Origin of the sequence: Vibrio mytili (genome assembly GCF_049563345.1) — a bacterium.
Classification (GTDB): domain Bacteria; phylum Pseudomonadota; class Gammaproteobacteria; order Enterobacterales; family Vibrionaceae; genus Vibrio; species Vibrio mytili.
Genome location: NZ_CP110481.1, coordinates 1028074 through 1049086, shown reverse-complemented (window position 1 = coordinate 1049086; position 21013 = coordinate 1028074). Strand labels below are relative to the sequence as shown.

Genomic DNA, 21013 nt, shown 5'->3' with positions numbered 1-21013 from the left:
GAGGCTTAAGCTAAATTGTAGACGTTTTTGATCGATTATTAGAAGAACACAATGAATATCAACAAAGATAAAAAAGTGGTCGCGGTTGGCGGTGGGCACGGTTTAGGCCGGATGCTAGCCGCACTGAGAGATTTTGGAGGTAATGCAACTGGCATTGTTGCTACAACGGACAACGGCGGTTCAACAGGTCGAATTCGCATTTGTCAGGGTGGTATAGCTTGGGGCGATACACGCAACTGCATCAATCAGCTAATTACTGAACCTTCGATCAGTACCATGATGTTCGAATATCGCTTTAAAGGCACTGGTGAGCTCGACGGTCATAATCTAGGAAACTTAATGCTTACCGCCCTAGATAACTTGTCCGTTCGTCCTTTAGATGCGATCAACTTAATCAGAAACATGTTGAAAGTCGATGTGAACATTCTGCCGATGTCAGAGCATCCATCCGATCTCTCTGCACTGTCTGTCGATGGTAAGTGGGTGACTGGAGAAACCAACGTTGATGAAATGGAGACAGATCTAAAACGTTTAGACCTGTTGCCACAAGTCCCAGCGACAAAGGAAGCTGTCACTGCTTTAGCTGAAGCAGATGCCATTGTGCTTGGCCCAGGTAGCTTTCTGACCAGTATTATGCCACCACTGTTACTGCCAGAATTAGGCCAAGCCATTGCTGACAATCAACATGCAAAAGTGATTTTTGTTGCTAATCTTAGTCCAGAATATGGTCCAGCAGGTCGTATGACGATGGCACAAAAGTTGGAATGGTGTGAGCGTGCATGCCAAGGAAGAAAGATCGATGTAGTTCTTGCTGAACAAGCAGAACAAGACGTGCTAGATAACTGGAATGTCGTCACTGAATCCTTAGCATCCGATAATAGAGACTGGCGTCATAACCGTAACAAACTGAAGTTAGCCATAGAGAAACAACTCGCCACCTCTAAATAACCGAACGTAACCTTTATACATATACAGCAGACGTTTAATTAAATAGAACAGAGCAACATTATCCAATCGCCGCGAGGTTCAGCATACATTGCCCCTAGCGAGACCAATTAGCCCCAGGCGCGATAGGTCTTTTGGGTCAACTTTAATAGTTCGAGCATCTCTACAATGTGCGGCGAGTTTTCACTCAAGTCATCAGTTTTGGCCTTGATATCGATAGCAATCGCGAGGTTGCACAAACGATCGGCGCCAAAGCTCGCTGCACTACTTTTCAGAGCGTGGCTGATTTCTTTCAAATAACCCAGTTGCTCTGCGCCTTGATAGCTCGACAGATTTTTAATGTAAGTGTCCATTTCACTTAAAAAAATATCAAGCAGTACAGGCACATTTTCGCTGCCGATCTCTTTCGACAGCGAATCAATTTTTTGTTGATTTAATAAGCTCATGTTCACGCCTTTTCCTTAAGGTCTTTATCATTCCAAGCTTGGAGTTTTCGGTAAATCGTAGACGGGCTAACATCAAGGTATCCAGCCGCTCGTGGAATATTACCGTCACACGCCTCTATTGCTTGTTCAATCGCGACTTTTTCCGACATCCACAATGGCATAATATCGCTTGTCGACAATCCTTTTGAGTCTGCGACGTGATGTGCCGATGGGGTGGCTTTTGGCTGATTCAAAGGTGGCGGCAGCATATCCAAAGTAATTTCTTTACCGCTATTTAAAACCACAATATTACGCAGCACATTCTGTAACTGTCGAACGTTACCCGGCCATTCGTAATTGTTAAACTTATCGATCACATCTCGAGAAAAACGAACAAAACCTTTGCCCTCTTCGTGTGACATATAACCTAACAGTGAATAGGCGATCTCGATGACGTCTTCACCACGTTCTCTGAGTGGAGGTAAGTGCAACGGGATAACGTATAAGCGATAGTATAAATCTTCACGGAAACGACCTTCTTGAACTTCTTTCCAAGGGTCCCGGTTTGTCGCACATACAAAGCGTACATCGACGCTCTTCATCTTAGAAGAACCGACCTTCTGAAATGTCCCCGTCTGAATAAACCGCAGTAACTTAGTTTGCAGATCTAAGTCCATTTCACACAGCTCATCTAGGAATAATGTCCCTCCATCAGCGAGCTCTGCTGCACCTTGACGATCATTTGCTGCGCCGGTAAATGCCCCTTTAACATGACCGAACAATTCGCTCTCTATCAAGTCTTTAGGGATTGCAGCACAGTTAATGGCGATAAACGGCTTATCCCCACGTTTGCTTGCTGCGTGTATGGCTTCTGCACACACTTCTTTACCTGTACCACTCTCTCCGGTAATGAAGATACTGGCTTTACTGCTCGCGGCGGAGTCTATCGTGCGATACACCTGCTGCATGGTTTGGCTACTACCAATGAAGCCTTGATAATTTTGATTACCAGGATTATTCGCTTCATTCTTCAATTTACTCGCTTTACGAATCGCATTATTGACCGTAACGCGAAGTCGATCGGCTTCGCAAGGCTTGATAAGAAAATCCTGAGATCCGTGACGCATGGCTTCTACCGCGGTATCTATTGAACCGTGAGCCGTCATGAAAATAATGGGAACATCAGGATGACTATTTTTTACCGAGTGCAAAACATCCATACCTGTCATGTCTGGCAAACGCAGATCAAGCAGGATAAGATCAGGAATTCGATGCTTGAGGCTTTCAATCGCATCTCTACCCGTCCCCACAATGTTGATGTCAATCCCTAATGGTGTCAGGTAAGATCGGTACAACGCCGCAACGGATGCGGTGTCCTCTACCATCAATAGATAACGAGACTTTTGACCTTCTGTATTTTGTTGCATAACCTAGCTAATATTTTATTGTATTTTTAACAATGGTCGCATTTCGCATCGCATTTTGCAATTCCATTGACATGTGTGTTTCACCGAACACTTAGGATTCAACAATATTATCGATTGTGAAAATGTATCCGGTTTGACGCTTGTCAATAATACTACGGTTGCCGTATACGAATTGCCTGAATTAATCCGCCAACAGAAAGGCGATTGTCAATGACTAGCTGTTGGTAATAACTAGCTATTGGCAATAAACTGAGCGCGTAATTTCTCAATTTCATCACGCTTTTGCGCCGCCAGCTCAAACTCTAGATCTTGAGCATGCTGATACATCGCCGCCTCTAACCGACTGATCTCTTTTTCCAATTGCTGTGGCGACATCACTTCATATACTTGTGACGGCTCAGCAACCTTCGACAAAGGTACCTGCTTGTTGTTCCGTTGACGTTTAGACTTGGTAATATCACCAAGTTCCATAATGTCTTTAATATTGCGCTTAAGAGCTTGTGGTTCAATCCCCATCTCTTCATTGTATGCTTTTTGCTTTTCACGACGACGAGTCGTTTCGTCAATGGCTTTTTTCATCGACTTAGTGATCGAGTCCCCATATAGAATCGCCTTGCCTTCGATGTTACGGGCCGCTCGGCCAATGGTCTGAATCAAAGAACGCTCTGAACGCAAAAAGCCTTCTTTATCCGCGTCTAAAATTGCCACTAGCGACACTTCTGGCATATCCAAACCTTCTCGCAATAAGTTGATACCAACGAGCACATCAAACTCTCCCAAACGCAGATCTCGAATAATCTCAACCCGTTCTACCGTATCAATATCCGAATGAAGATAACGAACCCGCACATCATGCTCATGTAGGTACTCAGTCAGATCCTCTGCCATACGTTTGGTTAACGTTGTCACCAATACGCGTTCATCTTTCACCGCTCGAATTCGGATTTCGGACAATAGATCATCGACCTGAGTCGCAACAGGGCGAACCTCTAATTCTGGATCCAACAAACCTGTTGGCCGTACTACCTGATCGGCCACTTCTCCAGCTGATTTTTCAAGTTCATAATTGCCCGGAGTCGCTGAAACGAAGATGGTTTGCGGGGCGAGAGATTCGAACTCTTCAAACTTAAGCGGACGATTGTCCAGTGCCGAAGGCAAGCGGAAGCCAAATTCTACTAAGGTTTCTTTGCGCGAGCGGTCACCTTTATACATTGCACCAATCTGCGGAACCGTTACGTGTGACTCGTCAATTATGAGTAAACCGTCATGGGGTAAATAATCGAACAAAGTTGGTGGCGGCTCGCCCTCTGAGCGACCACTGAGATAACGTGAATAGTTTTCAATGCCAGAACAAAAGCCTAGCTCGTTCATCATTTCTATATCAAATTGAGTACGCTGACTGATACGCTGCTCTTCTAGCAGTTTATTGTTATCCAGCAACTGCTTTTTGCGCACTTCTAGCTCGATTTTGATGCTCTCGATGGCATCAAGAATTCGTTCTCTGGGCGTCACATAGTGCGTCTTGGGGTAAATCGTATAACGAGGCAAGTCACGTTGTTTTACCACGCCAGTCAGTGGATCAAACACACTAATGCAGTCGACCTCATCATCAAACATTTCGACCCGAACGGCATCTTGATCAGACTCGGCAGGGAAGATATCGATAACTTCACCACGGACTCGGAATTGACCACGCTCGAACGCGACATCGTTGCGTGAATATTGTAGCTCAGCCAAGCGGCGCAGCATGTCTCGCTGATCAATCACATCACCTCGGCGTAAATGGAGCATCATTTGTAAATACGACTCAGGGTCCCCCAAGCCATATATTGCAGACACTGACGCCACGATGATGGCATCTTTACGCTCTAGCAATGCTTTCGTCGCCGATAAACGCATTTGCTCAATGTGCGAGTTTACCGACGCATCTTTTTCGATGAACGTATCGGTTGTGGGTACGTAGGCTTCAGGCTGATAATAATCATAGTAAGAAACAAAGTATTCGACGGCATTGTTTGGAAAGAATGATTTCATTTCACCATAAAGCTGAGCAGCCAATGTTTTGTTGGGTGCAAGCAATATTGCTGGTCTTTGAGCTTGCGCGATCACATTGGCCAACGTAAAGGTCTTACCCGAGCCCGTTACCCCCAGCAAGGTTTGATGCGCGAGCCCAGAGTCGATTCCTTCTAACAGCTGTTTAATCGCACTTGGTTGATCACCTGATGGCTGATAGTCAGAAACCAGTTCATACACTTTACTCATACCCTTCCTCAACTTTACTTCATCGTTTGATTGTACATAGGATACCTATACACACCGCATTATAAAGAATTTACGCTTACTAATTTATAAGCTTTGCGAACTTCGGTATAGCCTTATTTAGTACTCTTTGATATAGTACTTCGCCCTAGCAAGCTGCCTTGCGTAAAAGTTCAAAACCTTCTTCCACAACTTTTCCCCAAAATGTTGCGCAACTCGCGCTTATCCCCAAAAGTACAATTTTCATCCACTTTGAATAACTTCTCCACTTTAAAGCTAAATACCTGTTTTATGTAAATTTTTAATCAACATTCATGACTAAAAATTCCAATCAATGCCACCATGTTGCATATGAAAAAGTTTTACTCAGAACTCATCAACATACTTATCCACAATTTTAGTGGATAAGTAACTCCAGCCCTTAAGCGGCAAGCACTACAAAAAAGTAAAGCCCCTAACGAAAGTTTTTTTAATAAAAATGTGTTTTTTTACTGTTGACACGCTTTGGGGTGATCGGTAAGATTTGCCCCGCTTTTAAGCAAAGTAATTCCTCCTTAGCTCAGTTGGTAGAGCGACGGACTGTTAATCCGCAGGTCGCTGGTTCGAGCCCAGCAGGAGGAGCCAGATTTAAGAAAAAGCCCAGTTGCAAAACTGGGCTTTTTTCGTTTTCAATCGCAACAAGTTTCTACCGAACTGATGTATCGAAGTGAGTAACCCGAACCGAGTGCGGTATAGGGGAACCAACTGTAAAATGTTTTGCGTAACAAAACACAGCGTTTATTGGATAATCCCCCCGCTCTTTCTCGCAACAAAACGGTCACCAACTCATTCATTTTGATATCAATACGCCGAAATCACTCACATCTGTGTATGTTTTTCCACCATGAATATAAAACCACACCGTTCACTGGTTGTTATTGGCGTCACAAAACACGATAATATTGGGATCGGATTTTAAGAACGTAATAACTATGACCGAATATGTTTTGTTGTTAGTCGGCACCGTGCTGGTGAACAACTTTGTACTGGTGAAGTTTTTGGGGCTCTGTCCTTTTATGGGCGTATCCAAAAAACTCGAAACGGCGATTGGTATGGGCTTAGCGACCACATTCGTGCTAACGCTCGCGTCTGTGTGTGCATACTTAGTAGAGACCTACATTCTGCGACCACTTGGCATTGAATACTTGAGAACCATGAGTTTTATCTTGGTGATCGCGGTTGTGGTGCAGTTCACAGAGATGGTTGTACACAAAACCAGCCCCACCCTTTATCGCTTGCTTGGCATATTCTTGCCATTGATCACAACCAACTGTGCAGTGTTGGGTGTGGCTCTTCTTAACATTAATGAAAATCATAACTTTATTGAATCGATCATTTACGGCTTCGGAGCAGCGGTTGGATTTTCGCTGGTATTAATTTTGTTTGCCTCCATGCGTGAAAGGATTGCCGCGGCAGATGTTCCTATTCCATTTAAAGGCGCATCCATTGCGATGATTACCGCTGGTTTAATGTCACTCGCCTTTATGGGTTTTACTGGCTTGGTGAAGTAACTAATGAGTACGATTCTAATTGCAATCATCGCGCTTGCCGCTCTTGCCGCAATTTTCGGTGCGATACTCGGTTTTGCGTCCATCCGCTTTAAAGTCGAAGCGGACCCTATTGTCGATCAAATCGATGCCATTTTGCCTCAAACTCAATGTGGGCAATGTGGTTATCCAGGTTGTCGCCCCTATGCGCAAGCTATTGCCAACGGTGACAATATTAATAAGTGTCCTCCAGGCGGTCAGGCAACCATTGAGAAATTAGCGGACTTAATGGGCGTTGAACCGGAAGAGTCGGCCCACGATCTGGAGAGCAAAGTACCGACGGTGGCGTTTATTCACGAAGACATGTGTATTGGTTGTACAAAATGCATTCAAGCTTGTCCTGTAGATGCCATCGTGGGTGGTACAAAAGCCGTTCATACCGTGATCAAAGACGAATGTACGGGCTGTGACTTATGCGTCGCTCCATGCCCGACAGACTGTATTGAAATGATACCTGTGGCAACCACCACAGAAAGCTGGAAATGGCAGCTTCAAACCATCCCAGTGTTAAACATTACGGATGCTGCTGAAAAACAAGCAGATAACGTGAAAGATTCAGTTGAGTAAGGTTGCATATGGTATCTTTAATTGAACAAATTCGTACTGGTTCGCTGTGGGACTTTCCGGGTGGCGTGCATCCGGTAGAAAATAAAAAACAATCAAACCAAGAGCCACTTGTTCACGCTTCGCTTCCATCAGAAATCGTTTTACCGCTTAAGCAACACATAGGTAAAGCGGGTAACTTATTGGTCTCGGTGGGTGATACGGTATTAAAAGGCCAAGCACTCACGCAATCAGAAACGGGATTTACTGTGCCCGTTCATGCACCGACTTCAGGGAACGTTTCCGCGATAGAACCGAGAACGGTCGCTCACCCATCAGGGTTGAGTGAGTTGTGTATTGTGATCATACCGGATGGACATGACACTTGGTGCGAAAAACACCCAATCCCCAACTACGTTGAACACTCACCTGATTCGCTAATTGATATCATTCGTCTTGCAGGTATTTCTGGCATGGGCGGCGCTGGTTTCCCGACCGCAAAAAAAATTCAATCAGGCATTGCGCGAACCGAGATTTTAATCGTCAACGCAGCCGAGTGTGAACCTTACATCACCTCCGATGACAAACTCATGCAAGAGCATGCAGACGAGATTATTCAAGGTATTGAGGTCGTTGAGCATATCCTCAAGCCTAAACTGACGATCATCGGGATTGAAGACAATAAACCGCAAGCCATCAAAGCGCTCGAAAATGCAGCGTTGAATAAAGATATTGTTATTCGTGTTATCCCAACGAAATACCCATCAGGCGGTGAAAAACAGCTGATAAAAATTCTGACCAATAAAGAGGTCCCGGTCGGCTTGATCCCGGCGGACATCGGTATTTTGGTGCAAAATGTGGGTTCTCTGTACGCCATTAAGCGCGCCATCATTGACGGTGAACCGATGATAGAACGCGTGGTTACGCTAACAGGTAAAACCTTCAAGAAACCACGCAACGTGTGGGCCTTGCTTGGCACCCCAATTCAATCGTTACTGGATGAATTCGGCTACAAAGCGGATAAAAAGTTGCCGCGACTCATTTTGGGCGGCCCGATGATGGGTTTCACGCTCCCCCACTCTCAGGTCCCGATCACCAAAACAGCGAACTGCATACTTGCACCGACTCGCCGGGAAATATCCGCTCACCAATATGAGATGGAGTGCATTCGATGTGGTCAATGTGCCGAAGTATGCCCAGCGTCATTACTTCCTCAGCAGCTTCAATGGTATGCAAAGTCTGAAGAATACGAGAAACTTGAAGAACTTAATCTCAAAGACTGTATTGAATGTGGCGCTTGTGCCTTTGTCTGCCCAAGTGAAATCCCACTGGTTCAATACTATCGCCAAGCCAAGGCGGAAATCCGAACACGAGCCCAAGAAGCAGAAGCGGCGGAACGTGCCAAGTTGCGTTTTGAAGAGAAGAAAGCGCGCTTAGAGCGAGAAAAAGCCGCGCGTGAAAATCGATTCAAAAAAGCAGCGGATGAACGTCGTAAAGAGATGAAGTCCTCTGGTGGAGAAGACGCCATTGCAGCTGCAATTGCTCGTGTTAAGGCGCAAAAAGCAGACTCCTCAGAGAAAGCGGAACCTACCGTTAAACCAGCGGTAGCCGCGGCCATTGCAAAAGCAAAAGCGAAACAAGCTGCGGCGGCAAAATCAGGTTCAGCGGAACCTGACAATAGTGAAATGATGAAATTACGCGAAGAGCGTAAACGTCTTGCTCGCGAACGCAAAGCTGAAAAAGAACAACAAAGCAACGATACCTCCAGCGATAAATCTGAAGACAAAAAATCCGCGGTTGCTGCAGCGGTTGCCCGTGCCAAAGCACGTAAAGCGCAGCAGCAAACAACGGACGAGCAAGCGCCCAATGAACATACAGCAGATGTCACACCTGTAGAGCAAACGGGTGATCCCAAGAAAGCCGCTGTTGCCGCTGCGATTGCTCGGGCGAAAGCGCGTAAAGCGCAGCAGTCGACTCAGGAACACACATCCTCTGAGACAACAAGTGTTGAAACAGAAGAAAGTGCACCAGATAAGCAAAACGACGATCCGAAAAAAGCCGCCGTCGCTGCTGCCATTGCCCGTGCTAAAGCGCGCAAGGCACAACAGCAGGCAACCGAAGCACAAGCTTCGTCTGAAACTACAGCCGTTGAAACAAAAGAAAGCACACCGGCTAAGCAAGACGACGATCCGAAAAAAGCCGCCGTCGCTGCTGCCATTGCCCGTGCTAAAGCGCGCAAGGCACAACAGCAGGCAACCGAAGCACAAGCTTCCTCTGAGGCAACAGCCGTTGAAACAGAAGAAAGCACATCGGCTAAACAAGACGACGATCCGAAAAAAGCTGCCGTCGCTGCTGCCATTGCCCGTGCCAAAGCGCGCAAGGCAAAACAGCAGGCAACCGAAGCACAAGCTTCCTCTGAGACAACAACCGTTGAAACAGAAGAAAGCACACCGGCTAAACAAGACGACGATCCGAAAAAAGCTGCCGTCGCTGCTGCCATTGCCCGTGCTAAAGCGCGTAAAGCGCAGCAACAAGCTTCTCAGGAACAAGCATCCGCTGAAACCACAGACGCCGAAGCAGAAGAAGAAAGCACACCTGTTAAGCCAGAAGACGATCCGAAGAAAGCCGCTGTTGCTGCTGCCATTGCCCGTGCCAAAGCGCGTAAAGCGCAACAAAACGCCAATAAGAACAATACTGAGGAGAACGAGTAATGTCGTTTTTTATTGCGAGTTCACCGCATACCCACAGCCGACGCAGCACGCCCGACCTGATGAAGTGGGTTGCCCTTTGTGCGATTCCTGGTTTAGCCGCTCAGACGTATTTTTTTGGCTGGGGGACGCTGATCCAATTGATTTTTGCCATCGCCGTTGCGCTATCACTGGAAGCACTTGTGATGATAGCTCGCAAACGTTCGCCGCTACGTGCATTACGTGACAACAGTGCTATCGTCACTGCTTGGCTACTTGCCGTCGCTATCCCACCTTGGTCTCCTTGGTGGATAGTAGTGATTGGCTTAATCTTCGCGATCGTCATTGCTAAACATTTGTATGGCGGCCTGGGGCAAAACCTGTTTAACCCCGCGATGGTCGCCTATGTTGTGCTGCTTATATCCTTCCCTGTTCAAATGACCAGTTGGAGTGCACCGACATCACTTATACCTGATCAGGTTAACTTCGCGGATACACTGTCACTCATTTTTACTGGCTTCGATTCCGATGGGTTATCTTTGCAGCAAGTACGAGCTGGTATTGATGGCGTGACAATGGCAACCCCACTTGACGCGTTTAAAACGGGGATTCGTGGTGGCGCGACACCGAGTGAAGTCTTTTCAAGCCCTATTTTTGGTGGTTTTGCAGGTATTGGTTGGCAATGGGTAAACCTTGCTTACTTGCTTGGCGGCATCGTCATGATCAAAAAACGCATTATCCAGTGGTATATCCCTGCAGGTTTCTTGGCGAGTTTGGCTGTATTTAGTTTGGTGTTTAGCCTGTTAACACCAGGAGAAACCGCCTCACCCGTATTTCATCTATTCTCTGGTGCCACCATGCTTGGTGCTTTTTTCATTGCCACCGATCCAGTCTCGGCCTCGACAACGGTAAAAGGTCGTCTGATTTTTGGTGCATTGATTGGCGCGTTAGTCTTTATGATTCGTAGTTGGGGTGGTTTCCCCGACGGTGTCGCGTTCGCCGTCTTAATCGCGAATATGTGTGTACCTCTTATCGATTACTACACCAAACCTAGAACTTACGGTCACTGAGGAAAACATGTTAACTGCAATTAGAAAAAATGGCCTGACACTCGCAATTTTTGCGTGTGCAACCACTGGTTTGGTGGCATTGACTCAATACCTGACCGAAGATCAAATACAACGTCAAGAACAGAAACAGTTGTTATCTGTTCTTAACCAAGTTATACCTAAAACCATGCACGACAATGCGCTGACTCAAGCGTGTACCCTGGTATCTTCACCAGAGCTTGGTACATTGCATGCGATGCCAGCTTATATCGCGAAACAAGGTGATGAACCAACAGCGATTGCGATCGAATCCATCGCACCCGACGGCTACAACGGGGAGATAAAAGTCATTACTGGCATTGATAACCAAGGAAAAATTCTTGGTACCCGCGTATTAAGCCACCAAGAAACGCCAGGGTTAGGAGATAGAATCGATCTACGTATAACGGATTGGATCCTCGGTTTTACTGGCAAAGAAGTGACGGAAGAGAATTGGGATTCATGGAAAGTACGCAAAGATGGTGGCGATTTTGATCAGTTTACCGGAGCAACCATTACACCAAGAGCCGTCGTCAAAGTAGTAAGAAACACGGTAAACTATGTGAATAAGTCTCGTGACGATATTCTCAACCAGCCCCTAAATTGCGCAGGAGGCCAAGAATGAGTGACAACAAATTACTGATGAAAAATGGCATGTGGGACAATAACCCAGCGTTAGTCCAGCTATTGGGCTTATGCCCCCTACTCGCTGTTTCATCGACGATCACTAACGCCCTTGGTCTTGGCATCGCAACGCTATTGGTATTGGTTAGCTCCAACGTGACCGTCTCTCTTATTCGTAATTACGTTCCAAAAGAAGTCCGTATTCCCGTATTTGTAATGATCATCGCCTCACTGGTAACCTGTGTTCAGTTATTAATGAACGCCTACGCTTACGGTTTATACCTGTCTTTGGGCATCTTCATTCCATTGATCGTCACCAACTGTATCATTATTGGTCGAGCAGAAGCGTATGCCTCTAAAAACGATGTCTTACCTGCCGCACTTGATGGCTTGTGGATGGGTTTGGGCATGACCAGTGTGTTGGTCGTATTAGGCGCAATGCGAGAAGTAATCGGTAACGGCACGTTATTTGATGGCGCTGACTTGCTGCTCGGTGATTGGGCATCATCGCTGCGAATCGAAATCTTCCATTTTGATAGCAGCTTCCTACTTGCCCTACTCCCACCAGGCGCATTTATTGGTGTTGGATTGCTGATTGCTCTAAAAAATATTATTGATAGTGCCATTCAGGCACGTCAGCCAAAAGAAGAAAAGCCGACAATAGAGCGCGCTCGCGTGACCAACGCATAAAAATTAAAGGCCCTGTAAATGAGGGTCTTTTTCATAAACCGCATAGACGGTATTGGAAGTCAGCAATGAATAAAATAAAAAGAATTGAAATCCTAGAACGATTACGAGAAAACAACCCCAACCCTCAAACCGAGCTCAACTGGGACTCGCCATTTGAGTTATTAATCGCGGTACTGTTGTCTGCACAGGCAACCGACGTGAGCGTCAACAAAGCAACGGATAAGCTGTTTCCTGTCGCGAACACCCCGCAAACGATTCTAGACTTAGGCGTTGACGGGTTAAAAGAGTACATCAAGACCATTGGCCTGTTTAACTCAAAAGCAGAAAACACCATCAAAACGTGTAAGATCTTGCTGGAAAAGCACAATGGTGAAGTACCGGAAGATCGTGCCGCACTGGAGGCGTTGCCTGGTGTTGGCCGTAAAACTGCGAATGTGGTTCTCAACACCGCGTTTGGCTGGCCAACGATTGCCGTCGATACGCACATCTACCGAGTCTCAAATCGCACAAAATTTGCGATGGGTAAAACCGTTGACGACGTAGAACAAAAATTACTGAAAGTGGTACCGAAAGAGTTCAAACTTGACGTACACCACTGGTTAATTCTTCATGGTCGTTACACCTGCCTGGCCAGAAAGCCACGCTGCGGTAGCTGCATCATTGAAGATTTGTGTGAGTTTAAAGAGAAAGTCTACCCAGATAGTTAGCGCTATCTGCAAACGAAAGCTAGGAGCAAATAATGTCAAACGGTCGAATTCTACATACCATGCTACGTGTTGGTGACTTGGACAAGTCCATCAAATTCTACACAGAAGTCATGGGAATGAAGCTTCTTCGTACAAACGAAAACAAAGAATATGAATACACACTGGCGTTTCTGGGCTTCGGCGACGAGTCTGAAGGTGCAGTGATCGAACTGACCTACAACTGGGGCACCAGTGAGTATGATCTTGGCAACGCTTATGGTCATATCGCAATTGGATTTGATGATATTTACGCGACTTGTGATGCCATCAAAGCCGTCGGCGGTAACGTCACTCGCGAACCAGGTCCAGTGAAAGGCGGCACGACACACATTGCGTTCGTCAAAGATCCTGATGGTTACATGATTGAATTGATTCAGAACAAACAAGCTTCAGCAGGTCTTGAAGGCTAATCAGACGAATTAATCATACACTGATAACGATAATAGGCAGATCAAAGATCTGCCTATTTTTTTATGGACGGTTTATAAACAAAACACTTTACTTGATAATAATTATCGTTTAGTTTTATCCGCAACATCCACGGCTAGGACGATAATAATGATCAGTGAATGGGAAAAACATACACTTTTGGCAGACACCGCCTTACAACTCGATGATCCCATACGGAGTATTCTTCACTACCAACAAGCACTTAACCTAAGTGAAGATATCAGTGAATGCATAGAGATAGAGGCAGATGAAAGACTACTGATATCTGTCATTTCTTGTCACAACTTGGCGCAGTTCTGGCGCTGGGCTGGGGATACCGAATACGAACTAAAATACTTACAGCTTGCCTCAGAAAAAGTGCTCACGCTCATCCCTCAATGCCCAAATAAAGATTGCGCAAGTTTTATTGAGTCTATTGGTTGCTGTACCAAAGCACTCATCGACTTTATGAAGCGTCATCCAAACCCAGTCATCGCGCAACAAGTCGAAAAAATCGATACGGCGACGAACTGCGAGATCATCGCTAAGTTCCGCTTAAATTAGACTTGCGTTCGGGCCAGAGAAATCACGACACGACGGTTCTTGTCTTTTCCGATCTGCGAGCCATTGTCCGCAATCGGTCGTCGTTTGCCGTATCCCTGAACTTGGATTCGATCTTCTGGTAGACCTAAAGACTCAAAATATTTTCTGAGCGACTCGGCACGCCTTTCAGACAAGTTTTGGCTTTCGCTTTTTCCATCTGTCGAATCCGTGTAAGTGGCCACCAGCACAAGATCAATGTCTTGATTGTATCTAACGTAATCGGCTATCTGAGAGAGTCGTTTTTTCGATGCTTTAGTCAACTGATCACCCTGTCGTTCATAATGTAAAATCGTGAACGCAATATCTTCAAAGCTGTACTGGAGCAAATTAGAAATACAGTCGCTGAACGCATTATATTTGAACTTGAATAGAACCGAGGAGAGCGACACTTCAATTCGTTGATCACGGCTTTGCCAATCTTGATAGCTGAATGTTGGATAGCGGCCTTTTTCCAGTTCAGAAAGTATCCCCCACGCGGTTTGCCCACCAACGTAACCATCAAACTGCTTAAAAAATTTCAAATTGGTAATGCGGTCAGCGCGATCACCAGGACGCCAAGGCGGTGGTAGAGAGACCAAACTGACATCGCGCGTTTCCCCCATAGGACGGCGCATTTTCAATTCGAAATCCAAATTGATTTTTTTACTCGCATGTGAAGAAAACACCGCATCCCCAAAGCTTGGGATTGGATGAACCAACCGACATTCTAGCGGAGTGTTCACAACCATTTCCCACTGCGATTGCTGCGGTGTCGCGATGTACCGTTTCCCCAACGCCGCGTAGCTATTGGCGCTGAACAACGAAAACATCATGCCAGTTGTTATAAGCCATTTATTCATTTACGTCTGGTCTCTCGGCGGCAGTCGATTGCCGCTTACATTAATCAATTGAACTCTCTGCAGCCTAAGATGCAAAATCCTTACCAGCAAAGAGAGGATGGCAGTTAAAACAGAAAATAAAGCGAGATTCAATATCGAGCGACAGAGTGATAAAACGTAAGTAATCCACGGTTCTAATTTTTGAAACAAGGTTAACGAGAATTAAGTAATTCTTTTAGTTTGCGGTTTTTCTCATCACTAGAATCTGCAATAATGCAGCCTTCGTCACACTAATATAAGTAAACATGACAATAGAAAATGAAGCTCTTACCTTGAAAAAGCGTTTTCGTGGTTATTTTCCTGTGGTTGTTGACGTTGAGACAGCAGGTTTCAACGCTCAGACAGATGCACTTTTAGAAATATGCGCTGTCACTCTTCGCATGGACGAAGATGGCGTATTGCATCCCGCCTCCACCATTCATTTTCATGTAGAGCCCTTTGAAGGTGCGAACTTAGAGAAAGAAGCACTTGAATTTAATGGTATTCGTGACCCATTCAGCCCATTACGTGGCGCAGTTAGCGAACAAGAAGCGTTAAAAGAGATCTATAAACTGATCCGCAAAGAGCAAAAAGCGGCCGACTGTTCGAGAGCGATAATGGTCGCCCATAATGCGGCCTTTGACTTGAGTTTTGTTAATGCAGCCAATGAACGCTGCAAACTAAAGAGAGTCCCTTTTCATCCATTTGCCACATTTGACACCGCCACACTCAGTGGCCTTGCTTATGGTCAAACTGTGCTTGCCAAAGCGTGCAAAACAGCAGGGATGGAATTCGACAATCGCGAAGCGCACTCCGCGCTTTACGACACACAAAAAACTGCAGAATTATTCTGTGGCATCGTTAACAAATGGAAGGCCTTAGGCGGCTGGCCGCTTGTTGACCAAGAATAATCTTAACATATTAGGAAAAGTATGAACCCTGTTGTTATCTCTGTTTGCGTCATGCTCGTATTAGCATTGATGCGCGTCAACGTGGTGGTCGCCCTCACGTTTAGTGCCATCGTTGGTGGCCTTGTCGCAGGTATGAGCGTAGGTGATACCGTCGCTGCATTTGAAAGCGGTCTTGGTGGTGGTGCAACTATCGCATTAAGCTACGCAATGCTTGGTACGTTCGCTGTGGCAATTTCGAAATCTGGCATCACAGACCTTTTGGCCAAAAACGTTATCAAACGTATTAACGGCAAAGAGCACTCTGCGTCAACGACTGGTTTAAAATACGCTGTACTTGTCGCGTTGGTACTAGTAACCATGTCTTCTCAGAACGTTATTCCGGTTCACATCGCCTTTATTCCAATTTTGATCCCACCTCTTTTGGGCGTATTTGCGAAACTTAAACTAGACCGCCGTTTGATTGCCTGTGTTCTAACATTTGGCCTTATTACGCCATATATGGTTCTACCGGTCGGCTTTGGCGGTATTTTCTTAAACAATATCTTGTTAAAGAACCTGCATGATAATGGGTTAGTAAACGTCGTCGCAAGCCAAGTCCCTACTGCGATGCTATTACCAGGCGCAGGCATGGTATTTGGTTTGCTAATTGCTATTTTTGTCAGCTACCGTAAACCACGCATCTACGAAGAGACAAAATTAACCGTCATTCATGAAACCGACCACACGATTAATAAGAAGCACATTGTCGTTGCCGTGATCGGTATCATTGCCGCACTCAGCGTACAACTTTATACCGGCTCTATGATCATCGGTGCCCTAGGCGGCTTTATGGTGTTCACCTTTGGTGGCGTTATCGCTTGGAAAGAAACACAAGACGTGTTTACTCGTGGTGTACACATGATGGCGATGATCGGCTTCATCATGATTGCGGCTGCCGGCTTTGCTGCGGTAATGAAAGAGACCGGTGGCGTGGAAACTCTGGTACAAGCTCTATCCACCAGCATCGGCGACAATAAACCGCTAGCGGCTCTGTTAATGCTGGTTGTTGGTCTATTGGTCACGATGGGGATCGGTTCTTCGTTCTCAACCATCCCAATTATCGCCACCATCTACGTGCCGCTTTCATTGGCGTTTGGCTTCTCACCGATGGCAACTATCGCGCTTGTCGGTACAGCAGCAGCATTGGGCGATGCGGGTTCACCAGCCTCTGACTCAACGTTAGGTCCAACATCAGGCCTGAATGCGGACGGTCAGCACGAACACATTTGGGAAACCGTGGTACCTACGTTCTTACACTACAACGTCCCACTGATTATTTTCGGTTGGATTGCAGCAATGGTGCTGTAGAACACTATTTGCCAGTCGCTATTGGCAAAACCAGTACTATTGACAAAATATAGAGACAAAAAAGCCGCTGACTTCAGCGGCTTTTCTTTGTTTAACGTTTGATAAAATCATAACGTTTGGTCATGTTCAGCTAAGCGTTATCGCTCACTCTTGTTCTGGCAAATTTTCTAAGATACGTTCACGAATCAATTTAAGGGTAGATTCTGTCGACAAGTAATCCACTTCGATCGGGAAGTACGCATCGTTAATCTGCAGGACCAAACTCGGATACGAATTCACCCCTAAGCTTCTCGCAAGGCTAAGCTGATCTTGGAATACGCCCTCTAAGAGTGTCCCATCCATATCATTTTTAAATTGCTGGACGTTAAGCCCGATTTCTCTGGCTAACTGCAAGTGGGTGGCTTCTTCATGTGGCGGCAGCGCTCGTAAATAGTAAGCGTGTTGAATGGCTTCTAACATCTGCTCATACGAGTCCTGAAACCCCGCCGCAATCACGGCGCGACAAGCCTGATAAGTACTTCTTACTGGCGTACACAGTTTCCAGAAATCGTAGTTAAACTTAGTCCCCAGTTGACGTTCAATCTGCGACCAAATGCCTTCAAGCTTCTGCTGCATTTCTGGTGGCATTGGCATATTCGTATCAGGCGCAAGCCCACCCACCACATACTCGAATTGAATCACGCCTGGCAGCTGCTGTTTCAGTTTCTCGATGGTTGGCTTGTAACCCCAACACCAACTGCACATCGGGTCATGTACGTAGTAAAGCTTGATATCCACTTAAATATTTAAACCTATAAATCAATTAGTTAAACACTCACAGCAAAGCGGCGACCTAATAAAAACCAGCGCTTCTGTCGATTATCAGGGAGTCAGTTTCTTACTTCCCTAATACAAACATCGTGTAAAAATGGATAGTACCACATTTGTGTTTGTTTACTCACATCATCCATTCAAAGAACGCTTTGCACAGAGATACGCTCGATTCGTTCACAGCTAATAAGCTCACCTCTTACACATAAGTCACATATGAACTGAGTAGCGCTACCCTATTCGCTAAGATGATGATACGCTTATGTTTATGTCAATCGGTCACTTAGATTGGGTGTAAGCACATGCTAAAACACCTTCAGTTTCAACAAGCCAGCAGCATAACTGAAATCGAAACGAACGAAGGCCGCGTTCTGGTAGATAAAAAACAAAACGCTGCAGTGAGTGGAGAGTATTTGATTGATATAAATGGGCGTCTACCCATTAACCACATTCAACGATGACCAAACAAGTTAGCAGTCGTTTTTGGCAACTCGACGGTTGAAGTATCAGAAGAAGATATCAAAGTAATTGGCCGCGTGGCGGTGACATTAAGAAAAGAATAATTATTAAACTGGTTGTCTAGGAGAACACAATGGAATTCATTGGTTTTGGTTTAATAGTAATTATTGCTATAGGTGTTTATTTCGTTCATTCGTCTAAAAAAGCGATGAGAGATCCCGAAAAGTTTAGGGAGTATGTAAATAGCAAGGGTTACGACGTCGAACAACAAAAAGACTTCTGCAAACGTATTGGTATTGATTACGAAAAGGTCGCGATAACACCTAGTAAAAAGGCTTCACCTGTGTCTACTACAAAAGTGGCACCTCAAAAATCAATCGCGTCTGAAAGCTCTGAAGTTGAAACACTAACACCACGCAGAGAAAAAGCGCTCTATAATGTAGCCAATAAGATTCTAGAAGATGACGTTGTTGATCTAGAAGAATCAAAAAAGCTGCGTGCATGGTTTAAGCGCTACCCTGAATCGAAAGAAGACCCGAAAACTAAAGAGCTGGCAGCAACTGTTGAACTTTACCTAGAAGACAAAGTACTCGACAACGATGAAGCTCTTCATCTATTTGTCCTTCTAACCGATTTCTGTGATGGGTTCGAGGAACGCGAACAAGCCAACCAAAAACCGAAGAAGAAACCTGAGCCGAAAACCGGAAAGCGAATCAATATAGATAAATCATCCGGCTTATCATTTCTTAATGAGCTAGATCTAGGAGCTCAATACTTTATGAACTATAAGGACGTTGCAGGGAAAGTATCTGACCGTGAGATTGTTTTAAAAAAAATTGAGCAGAACGCCAATGGCGATACATACGTGAAAGCTTTCTGTTTGATGAGAAATTCTATTCGCACGTTCAGAGCAGACCGAATCACTGGTATATGCAATGTCGAGACTGGCGAGGCGTTTGTTTAGTATGAGTGGACGTCTATCTATCAACCACATTCAACGATCACCAAACAAGTTAGCAGTCGTGTTTGGCAACTCGACGGTTGAGATATCAGAAGAAGATATAAAAGTAATTGGCCGCGTGGCGGTGACATTAAGAAAAGAATAATTATTAATTGGTTGTCTAGGAAAATGAGATGAAACTAAGAATCACAAACTTTAAAGCGATAACAAACACGCAAGAGTTTGACTTAGATAATATAAATATAATATCTGGCCAGAATAGTGGTGGTAAGTCTAGCTTAATTCATGCTTTACTATTCTTAAAACAGAATATTGAAGACCGTCATGAAAGTGAATCGTTGAAGTTCAACAAACCTTACCTTTCTTTAGGTAGGTTTGAAGATGTAACGTCTAAGAACATTAATGAAGGACGAATGAAGTTCTCATTTATCCTATCTAAAGATGAACTAAGTACAAATAAATATTTGTTGCATAGATCTAGAGGTCGGATTCAACAAGTAGATAAGGTTGTCTATACTGTAGAATTAGAATCGAAGAGGCAAAGCATTGGTAGCCGAAATTATATACACTCAATTAATATCTCTATTTACGACAAAGAAGGTATTGAGCAGACCCTAATCCTTAGTCGTACTAGAGGAGAGTCCTTCAAGTTAATAGTTTCTGATAACTTCAATCATTTCTTCGAAATTACTGATAATAACCCTAACATAAATAAACTTGATTTTTCATTGAATATTAGTGTAGGCAACTTCATATTAGATAGAAGTAATTTCAAGTGTATTAATAATGATGTTAATTATTATCTTAGACTACCAATTTTAGATATACTTTATTCAAGTATATCTAAAATTTTCAAAAGTATAAGCTATATTGGACCGTTAAGGGAGTCACCAAGAAATTACTATTACTTTGAAGACTCTGGAAGTTCTCTGGTTGGGACTCGGGGAGAGTTTACTCCACAATTTTTGGCAAGAAACCAGAATAATAAAATTGAATATTACAAATTTGATAGTAATAAAGTCACTAATGCATCCATCCTTTCAAGCACAAGGTACTGGATTTGTGACTTTTTTAACTTGGCTTCAGACATTAGCCTAGACAAAGATAAAAAAGGCGTTCTTTATCAAGTCAAGCTATCTCTTCCAAATAGTAAAACCAAAGTATCAATCAATAATGTCGGTTTTGGGATAAGCCAAATACTACCGATCATTGTCCAAAGCATGGCTTTGCCTAAGAATAGTATATTAATTTTAGAGCAGCCGGAAATTCATTTGCATCCAACTGTTCAGGCTAAATTATTTGACTTTTTGAGCGCATTGCATAGGAGAGGTGTATCTACCATCGTTGAAACTCACAGCGATCATTTGATTACACGGATGAGAAGAAGAGTAGCAGAATCAACCGACGGGCTTGAAAAAATCATTAATCTAATTTTCGTTGAGTATTCAGAAGACAGCGAAGGTACTAAATATACAAAAATGTCTCTTGATGAATTAGGCAACTTTGACTTATGGCCTGCTGGTTTTTTTGATCAGTACGATCAAGATGTTCGAGCAATATTAAAAGCTCAAGTATCCAAAAAGAAGCAGTTAAGAAGTAAGTCAGAGTGATCGAAG

The 21013-nt window shown here is 44.6% G+C and carries 19 protein-coding genes, 1 tRNA gene and 2 pseudogenes; 17 read left to right on the top strand and 5 right to left on the bottom strand.

Translation table 11 applies throughout. The features are described 5' to 3' along the window. The first annotated feature begins 51 nt into the window (after positions 1-51). On the top strand, positions 52-948 hold the full coding sequence (locus ONE56_RS04925; protein WP_041156438.1) for a YvcK family protein: 897 nt from the start codon (positions 52-54) through the stop codon (positions 946-948). A gap of 107 nt (positions 949-1055) precedes the next feature. Here ONE56_RS04925 and luxU read toward each other — a convergent pair whose 3' ends face one another. The 3 genes from luxU to uvrB all read right to left on the bottom strand — a co-directional run bounded on the left by luxU (position 1056) and on the right by uvrB (position 5059). Further along, a complete protein-coding gene (gene luxU, locus ONE56_RS04920) occupies positions 1056-1397 on the bottom strand; it encodes a quorum-sensing phosphorelay protein LuxU (protein WP_084735928.1) in 342 nt (113 codons plus the stop codon). Further along, a complete protein-coding gene (gene luxO / locus ONE56_RS04915) occupies positions 1394-2797 on the bottom strand; it encodes a quorum-sensing sigma-54 dependent transcriptional regulator LuxO (RefSeq protein WP_423840331.1) in 1404 nt (467 codons plus the stop codon). Before luxO ends, luxU begins: the two co-directional genes overlap by 4 nt. A gap of 231 nt (positions 2798-3028) precedes the next feature. Next, positions 3029-5059, bottom strand: coding sequence for an excinuclease ABC subunit UvrB (gene uvrB, locus ONE56_RS04910; protein WP_331438054.1), 2031 nt, complete (start codon positions 5057-5059; stop codon positions 3029-3031). A gap of 545 nt (positions 5060-5604) precedes the next feature. Between uvrB and ONE56_RS04905 the strand changes: the two genes are divergently transcribed. The 10 genes from ONE56_RS04905 to ONE56_RS04860 all read left to right on the top strand — a co-directional run bounded on the left by ONE56_RS04905 (position 5605) and on the right by ONE56_RS04860 (position 14013). Then, a tRNA-Asn gene (locus tag ONE56_RS04905) sits at positions 5605-5680 on the top strand. A gap of 347 nt (positions 5681-6027) precedes the next feature. Next, positions 6028-6606: an electron transport complex subunit RsxA gene (gene rsxA / locus ONE56_RS04900; protein ID WP_041156442.1), complete on the top strand. Its 579-nt coding sequence runs from the start codon at positions 6028-6030 to the stop codon at positions 6604-6606. A gap of 3 nt (positions 6607-6609) precedes the next feature. Further along, positions 6610-7209, top strand: a complete 600-nt coding sequence (gene rsxB / locus ONE56_RS04895) for an electron transport complex subunit RsxB (protein WP_041156443.1) — start codon at positions 6610-6612, stop codon at positions 7207-7209. An 8-nt stretch (positions 7210-7217) separates the two neighbouring features. Further along, complete coding sequence (gene rsxC / locus ONE56_RS04890) at positions 7218-9896, top strand: electron transport complex subunit RsxC (RefSeq protein WP_423840330.1); 2679 nt, start codon at positions 7218-7220, stop codon at positions 9894-9896. After that, entirely contained in the window at positions 9896-10942 is a 1047-nt protein-coding gene (gene rsxD / locus ONE56_RS04885) for an electron transport complex subunit RsxD (protein ID WP_041156516.1), read from the top strand. The genes rsxC and rsxD overlap by 1 nt, the downstream gene beginning before the upstream one ends. A 7-nt stretch (positions 10943-10949) precedes the next feature. Then, positions 10950-11585, top strand: a complete 636-nt coding sequence (gene rsxG, locus ONE56_RS04880; RefSeq protein WP_041156515.1) for an electron transport complex subunit RsxG — start codon at positions 10950-10952, stop codon at positions 11583-11585. Then, the gene (locus tag ONE56_RS04875; protein WP_041156514.1) at positions 11582-12274 is read left to right on the top strand and encodes an electron transport complex subunit E; all 693 of its coding nucleotides are present in this window, start codon (positions 11582-11584) and stop codon (positions 12272-12274) included. Before rsxG ends, ONE56_RS04875 begins: the two co-directional genes overlap by 4 nt. A gap of 65 nt (positions 12275-12339) precedes the next feature. Next, a complete protein-coding gene (gene nth / locus ONE56_RS04870; protein WP_041156513.1) occupies positions 12340-12981 on the top strand; it encodes an endonuclease III in 642 nt (213 codons plus the stop codon). A 32-nt stretch (positions 12982-13013) separates the two neighbouring features. After that, a complete protein-coding gene (gene gloA, locus ONE56_RS04865; RefSeq protein WP_041156512.1) occupies positions 13014-13430 on the top strand; it encodes a lactoylglutathione lyase in 417 nt (138 codons plus the stop codon). Positions 13431-13578: 148 nt separating this feature from the next. Then, positions 13579-14013: a DUF2753 domain-containing protein gene (locus tag ONE56_RS04860; RefSeq protein ID WP_041156511.1), complete on the top strand. Its 435-nt coding sequence runs from the start codon at positions 13579-13581 to the stop codon at positions 14011-14013. Here ONE56_RS04860 and motY read toward each other — a convergent pair. Beyond that, positions 14010-14891, bottom strand: a complete 882-nt coding sequence (gene motY, locus ONE56_RS04855; RefSeq protein ID WP_041156510.1) for a flagellar protein MotY — start codon at positions 14889-14891, stop codon at positions 14010-14012. The genes ONE56_RS04860 and motY overlap by 4 nt on opposite strands. Positions 14892-15175: 284 nt before the next feature. On the opposite strand from motY, the gene rnt reads away from it, so the two are divergent. After that, positions 15176-15820, top strand: a complete 645-nt coding sequence (gene rnt / locus ONE56_RS04850) for a ribonuclease T (RefSeq protein WP_041156509.1) — start codon at positions 15176-15178, stop codon at positions 15818-15820. 21 nt (positions 15821-15841) lie between these two features. Next, complete coding sequence (locus ONE56_RS04845) at positions 15842-17167, top strand: Na+/H+ antiporter family protein (protein ID WP_041156508.1); 1326 nt, start codon at positions 15842-15844, stop codon at positions 17165-17167. A 144-nt stretch (positions 17168-17311) separates the two neighbouring features. Here ONE56_RS04845 and ONE56_RS04840 read toward each other — a convergent pair whose 3' ends face one another. Next, positions 17312-17944, bottom strand: a complete 633-nt coding sequence (locus ONE56_RS04840) for a DsbA family protein (RefSeq protein ID WP_423840329.1) — start codon at positions 17942-17944, stop codon at positions 17312-17314. A gap of 371 nt (positions 17945-18315) precedes the next feature. On the opposite strand from ONE56_RS04840, the pseudogene ONE56_RS04835 reads away from it, so the two are divergent. From ONE56_RS04835 to ONE56_RS04820, 4 genes and pseudogenes are all read left to right on the top strand, one after another. Beyond that, positions 18316-18540 (top strand): annotated as a pseudogene (locus tag ONE56_RS04835) (chromosome partitioning protein ParA); the annotation flags it as partial. 29 nt (positions 18541-18569) lie between these two features. Next, a complete protein-coding gene (locus tag ONE56_RS04830) occupies positions 18570-19400 on the top strand; it encodes a hypothetical protein (protein WP_423840328.1) in 831 nt (276 codons plus the stop codon). Beyond that, a pseudogene (locus ONE56_RS04825) lies at positions 19393-19542 on the top strand (chromosome partitioning protein ParA); the annotation flags it as partial. The gene ONE56_RS04830 and the pseudogene ONE56_RS04825, both read left to right, overlap by 8 nt. Before the next feature lie 28 nt (positions 19543-19570). Continuing rightward, complete coding sequence (locus ONE56_RS04820) at positions 19571-21007, top strand: DUF3696 domain-containing protein (protein WP_423840327.1); 1437 nt, start codon at positions 19571-19573, stop codon at positions 21005-21007. The last annotated feature ends 6 nt before the right edge of the window (positions 21008-21013 follow it).

Coding starts and splice junctions, on each gene's coding strand:
- rnt (WP_041156509.1), top strand. CDS start 15,176: ATGACAATAGAAAATGAAGCTCTTACCTTGAAAAAGCGTTTTCGTGGT.
- rsxC (WP_423840330.1), top strand. CDS start 7,218: ATGGTATCTTTAATTGAACAAATTCGTACTGGTTCGCTGTGGGACTTT.
- ONE56_RS04860 (WP_041156511.1), top strand. CDS start 13,579: ATGATCAGTGAATGGGAAAAACATACACTTTTGGCAGACACCGCCTTA.
- motY (WP_041156510.1), bottom strand. CDS start 14,891: ATGAATAAATGGCTTATAACAACTGGCATGATGTTTTCGTTGTTCAGC.
- rsxD (WP_041156516.1), top strand. CDS start 9,896: ATGTCGTTTTTTATTGCGAGTTCACCGCATACCCACAGCCGACGCAGC.
- nth (WP_041156513.1), top strand. CDS start 12,340: ATGAATAAAATAAAAAGAATTGAAATCCTAGAACGATTACGAGAAAAC.
- rsxG (WP_041156515.1), top strand. CDS start 10,950: ATGTTAACTGCAATTAGAAAAAATGGCCTGACACTCGCAATTTTTGCG.
- ONE56_RS04875 (WP_041156514.1), top strand. CDS start 11,582: ATGAGTGACAACAAATTACTGATGAAAAATGGCATGTGGGACAATAAC.
- gloA (WP_041156512.1), top strand. CDS start 13,014: ATGTCAAACGGTCGAATTCTACATACCATGCTACGTGTTGGTGACTTG.
- ONE56_RS04925 (WP_041156438.1), top strand. CDS start 52: ATGAATATCAACAAAGATAAAAAAGTGGTCGCGGTTGGCGGTGGGCAC.
- luxO (WP_423840331.1), bottom strand. CDS start 2,797: ATGCAACAAAATACAGAAGGTCAAAAGTCTCGTTATCTATTGATGGTA.
- uvrB (WP_331438054.1), bottom strand. CDS start 5,059: ATGAGTAAAGTGTATGAACTGGTTTCTGACTATCAGCCATCAGGTGAT.
- rsxA (WP_041156442.1), top strand. CDS start 6,028: ATGACCGAATATGTTTTGTTGTTAGTCGGCACCGTGCTGGTGAACAAC.
- rsxB (WP_041156443.1), top strand. CDS start 6,610: ATGAGTACGATTCTAATTGCAATCATCGCGCTTGCCGCTCTTGCCGCA.
- ONE56_RS04845 (WP_041156508.1), top strand. CDS start 15,842: ATGAACCCTGTTGTTATCTCTGTTTGCGTCATGCTCGTATTAGCATTG.
- ONE56_RS04830 (WP_423840328.1), top strand. CDS start 18,570: ATGGAATTCATTGGTTTTGGTTTAATAGTAATTATTGCTATAGGTGTT.
- ONE56_RS04820 (WP_423840327.1), top strand. CDS start 19,571: ATGAAACTAAGAATCACAAACTTTAAAGCGATAACAAACACGCAAGAG.